This is a genomic window from Pedobacter sp. HMWF019, assembly GCF_003061025.1.
GTDB lineage: Bacteria > Bacteroidota > Bacteroidia > Sphingobacteriales > Sphingobacteriaceae > Pedobacter.
The window spans coordinates 1-4,093 of sequence record NZ_QAIL01000181.1; the positions used below are offsets into that span (position 1 = coordinate 1).

Here is a 4,093-nt window from a genome sequence, read left to right on the forward strand (position 1 = left end):
CGTTGGACTCTGTGAATCATTTATACCAAAATTGGTAGTTTTTTGTCGATTTTTAGAAAATGGTGTTTTTATTTTTTGACCGAATCTTAGACGGAAAACTAAATTTCCAAAAGAAAAATAGTACGAGATTCAGCCTCGGAATTGAAGGGTATTTGAAAAAATTCGATCGAAATATATGGTATGGATTTCAATCCGTTAGATCTTCTTTGGAATTCTGGGAATTGATTTATAATTCACTAAAAATTCGATAATAATATCCAAACGATCCATCACCAGGTAAACCATGCCTGACCTAAACTGATCAGGTCTGCTGTCTTTTTCCTGTTTCCGAAGACCTGGCCACTCAGGATCAAACTTGATGATCAGGTCAACTGCCGTGATTTGCTGGAGTTTAATTAACTCCCGCCTAATTGCTGTTAACTCTTTTGCAGCTTGCTTTTGATTGTTATTGGCTATGGCATCAAAAATTTCATCTGTTAGCGTCTTATATGCCCAGTCTAGGTTTCTCATAAAATATTCCTGAATAGGTCTGTTTATATTTTCTATTTCCTTAAAAAGTACCATAAACAGATTTATTCCGGTTTCTTTTGGCTGCATCATATTTTGATCGGTTAATTTAAAACAAAGGTAGCAGATAATTTTAGCCTAAATTTGATTATGTAAACTAATACTTGCTATTACATCTGAATAGAATTTTATGGTGTTCCCATCCTATAAGGTTCTAACAAGCGATTTCCATTGTTTAAACTTTCTGGAAAAGATTTCATTATCGAAAGGTTTTGTGATATAATCATCCATTCCAGCTTCCAGGCATTCCTGCTTATCCTTTTCAAAAGCACCGGCTGTCATTGCAATAACAACGGGGCTTTCTTTGCCATAGAGTTCTATAAGTTTCCTTGTTGCCTCCAAACCATCCATCTCGGGCATTTGAACATCCATAAAAACCATATCATAATGTTGTCGTTTCAACGAGGATAAAACTTCTAGTCCATTGGCCACTACATCACAGTCATATCCCATGCCTTTTAAGATCTTTACAACAATTTTTTGATTGATGATATTGTCTTCTGCTACCAAAATACTGATGAGGTCATTGCCCTCCTTAGGTACTACAGATGTTGGCCGCAGGCTCTCGTCCTGCCTTACCCTCATAACTTTTTTGCCCAGGATATCGAGCAGCATTTTATTGAAATAGGACTGTTTTATCGGTTTGTCAACAATTGCAGAAAAGTATTTTCTATCACCGTGTCCATCTGCAGGAAAATATCCCGCAGAACTAAATAATACTAGCGGAGGTTTGGATTCACCATACAAGTCGGTGATTTCTTTCGCAGTTTCCACTCCATTTTTATCTGGCATCAGCAGATCAATGATGACAATGTCATATTTTCTCTCACTTATGGCTCGGATGCCATCAGCTCCATTTATAGCAATGTCTGCCTGCATTCCCCACATTTCACAGTGTCCTTTGAGGATACGTAAATTGGTTTTGTTATCATCGATGACCAACACGGATTTACCAGTGAGATCGGTCTGAGTGGTCACTTGTTTATATTGTTTAATATCAGTATTAACCTTAAGCATAATGGTGAACCTAAAGGTAGTTCCTTTATTCACCTCGCTTTCTAACCAAATATGCCCATTCATTCGTTCTACCAAACGCTGACAAATGGCCAGACCAAGACCAGTACCGCCATATTTTCTGGTCGTGGAAGAATCAACTTGAGAAAATGAATTAAATAACTTGTGCATTTTATCGGCCGGTATACCAATACCGGTATCTCTTATTGAAAATTCAAGTTGATAATCATAGTTGTCTCTGCCAAGTAACTTAATGGAAGTCAATATTTCACCAGATGGAGTAAACTTAATAGCATTTCCCACTAAATTGACCACAATTTGTCTCAGCCGGGTCATATCACCTATTAGTTCTGAAGGAATTTCAGGGTCAATCTGGTAAAGTAGGTCGATATCCTTTTCAGCAGCTTTTAATGAAAGAAGATCATAAGTTTCTTCGATGATCCGATGAATAAAGAAAGGGTGTTCTTCCAATTCCAATTTACCCGATTCTATTTTAGAAAAATCAAGAATTTCATTAATGATTTCCAGCAAGGCATCCGCACTCAACCGTATCGACTCAACAAAATCAAATTGCTCTTCATCCAACGGGGTATTTCTCAATAAACTTGTCATGCCTATAACCCCATTCATTGGTGTCCTGATCTCATGGCTCATATTAGCTAGAAATTCCGATTTAGCCCGGTTCTGTTCGTCAGCAAGCCTGCTCTTTTCTTCCAGCTGTACATTAATTGCTTTCATATGCTCATCAAACAGATATTGATTTGTCACATCATCAAAAATCCAGAGCATTCCACTAAAATTTTCAGAAACTGTAGGTCGGCAGCATACATTTAACACAAAAGTTTTAGGCTGATGAAATATCCATTTCCAATTATCTTGCTTCTTATCCTCAGATTTAAAAAGTTCCAACCCCTTTTTATAAATCTCGTCTCTATTAACAGTCTTATTTCTTAATTCCTGCATGGCCGCTGACAAATCAGCGGGCGATACATTTCCACTCTTTAAACCAAAAAGCTTCGACGCATAAGTATTTATCCAACTATTTCTTCCACTATCATCAATAAATACAATACTCTGGGGAACAGATTGCAAAATGGAGTTAAATCTGACTTTTATTTCTTCAAGGGAATAATATAAATTGGAAAGTTGTACACTTTCTTTAATTTTTTCGTGGCAAGCTTCAATGAACTCCTTAAAATCATCATTGAAATCAAATGGTCTGTCCCAGGCAAGTATCAATACTCCGTTTAGAATTTCATGATACACCGGCATGACCGCAAGCCCTGCAGGATTTTTAAATAGTTCAAGCAATTCCTTTCCTACGGTCGTAAACGGATGCTCAAAATACAAAGCATCAGATCCTTTTCCGAATACAGCCAAGAGATCCGGATTTACATATTGCTTAGAAACTAGAGATTCGGGATTGACAATTCTTCCCGTAACAGCATCTTCTATTTTAATAAACAGCACTTCAGAGGCTTGAGAAAGCTCTTTAAGGTTTAACATACTTCGTCTGGCAATAGCTGTCCAGTCTTCGTAACGCTCGGCCCTCCCCTGTGCCAATATAAACTTGAGGGCCTGCTTGGCCCAGTTGATATCAAATTCTGGCTTTTTCAAAACTTAAATAAATGATTTTATTGCAGATATGACTTTTCCAGCAGCGCTGATATGCGGAAAATGACCCTCCGCATCTAAAACGATCAATTGACTTCCTTTAATATGTTCATTAAGATAATTGGCAACTGTATATGGCACTGCGATATCCTCTTTTGTTTGTAGCAATAAGGTTGGTTTATCCAGTTTTCTGAGTGCTTCCCGCACATCAGATTCGAAAATAACTTTGGCAACAGATAAGGCAATGTCTGGTCTGATGTCCATCAATGTATTTGCAAAATACTGACCAAGTTCTGGACGGTCTTCATTTCTCATGGCGGCTGCTGAAAATCCGCTTGCCCAGGCATAATAGCTACTGGTCATAGCATCATACATATTATTTAATGCTTCTGGTGTAAATCCACCTGTATAATGATTGGTTTCATCGTTTAAATATCTAGGCGATGCACCTATAAATATCAATTTTGACAGATAAAGCTGTGATTTTATCGTCGCTAACAGTCCAATCATGGAACTAACAGAGTGCGCAACTAAAATGGCATCTACCAGCTGCAGTTCTGAAAAAATAGCGAGCATATCATCAGCATATGATTTTAGCGTATTGTATTTAACCGCGCTATATATAGCAGGATCAGTCTTCCCTGAACCAGCATAATCAAATAACACGATGCGGTAAACACCTTCAAAAGCTGTTTTTACCGTCTTCCATGCAGTTTGGTTGGTTCCAAAGCCGTTCGCAAATACGATGGTTTGCAAGGCATTTACGTTTCCTTCAACAGAAACATTGTATTTTTTTAATATAGAAAGGTTCATTTAAACAAAAAGGGATTATAACACTAAAGTATATATATTTTCAACGTTTTCCCAACGCACGGGCCTCATCATATAAGGCTATTAC

At 37.5% G+C, this 4,093-nt stretch carries 3 protein-coding genes; all 3 read right to left on the bottom strand.

Going from position 1 to position 4,093, the window contains the following annotated elements; translation table 11 throughout:
• Nucleotides 1–195: 195 nt before the first annotated feature.
• Entirely contained in the window at nt 196–600 is a 405-nt protein-coding gene (locus DBR11_RS11495) for a hypothetical protein (protein WP_108552733.1), read from the bottom strand.
• Nucleotides 601–711: 111 nt separating this feature from the next.
• The gene (locus DBR11_RS11500) at nt 712–3,198 is read right to left on the bottom strand and encodes a response regulator (RefSeq protein ID WP_108552735.1); all 2,487 of its coding nucleotides are present in this window, start codon (nt 3,196–3,198) and stop codon (nt 712–714) included.
• Nucleotides 3,199–3,201: 3 nt separating this feature from the next.
• Entirely contained in the window at nt 3,202–4,008 is an 807-nt protein-coding gene (locus DBR11_RS11505) for an alpha/beta fold hydrolase (RefSeq protein WP_108552737.1), read from the bottom strand.
• Nucleotides 4,009–4,093 lie beyond the last annotated feature (85 nt).